This is a genomic window from Streptomyces atratus (assembly GCF_014648655.1).
Lineage (GTDB): Bacteria > Actinomycetota > Actinomycetes > Streptomycetales > Streptomycetaceae > Streptomyces > Streptomyces atratus.
In genome coordinates, this window is the sequence record NZ_BMRN01000220.1 from 1 (window position 1) to 668 (window position 668).

Sequence of the window (668 nt, forward strand, 5' to 3'; positions counted from 1 at the left end):
GCCGTGGGCTCGGTGACGTCGCCGAGCAGGTCGGCGAAGTAGCGCTCGTGCTCGGCGCGGTCCACGGTGGATTGGGCCTGGGCGACGAAGGTGCGGAACGGCAGAGGCTCGGGCAGCCCGTCGCCCCTCCCCGCCAGGAACGCCTCGACCTCGTCGAGCACGATCTGGAGCGCGGTGTGGTCGCGGACCGTGTGGTGCATGCGCACGAGGACCAGCCAGCGGTCACTGCCGGGGTCTTCCGCGACGTGGGTGCCCAGGAGCGGGGCCCGGCCCAGGTCCATGGAGGTGCCGCCCACGGCGACCAGCTCGGCCACCGGGTCGGTGCCCTGCGGGTCGAGGACGACCTCCTCGACGGGCAGGGTGCCCCGGCGCCACACGACCTGGACCGGCTCGTGCAGGCCCTCCCACACGAACGAGGTCCGGTAGATGTCGTGCCGGTCCACCACCCGCTGGAGGGCGTCGGTGAAGGCGTCCGCCCGGTCCCGGGAGTCGAACTCCAGGACCGCGCGCATGACGTAGGCGTCCTCGCCGCCCTCCGCGAGCAGGTGGTGGAAGAGCAGGCCCTCCTGGAGCGGGGCGAGCGGGTAGATGTCCTTGACGTTGGCGGCGCCGCCCTCGACGGTGGCGACGATCCGGGCGACGTCATCGGCCGTGAGGTCGACCAGCGG

Annotated in this window: 1 protein-coding gene; it reads right to left on the reverse strand. The window is 73.2% G+C overall.

Annotation, left to right across the window (positions count from 1 at the left end; all coding sequences use genetic code 11):
- On the reverse strand, window positions 1-668 hold a 668-nt coding region (locus tag IEZ15_RS44200), incomplete at both ends, for a condensation domain-containing protein (RefSeq protein ID WP_229846618.1).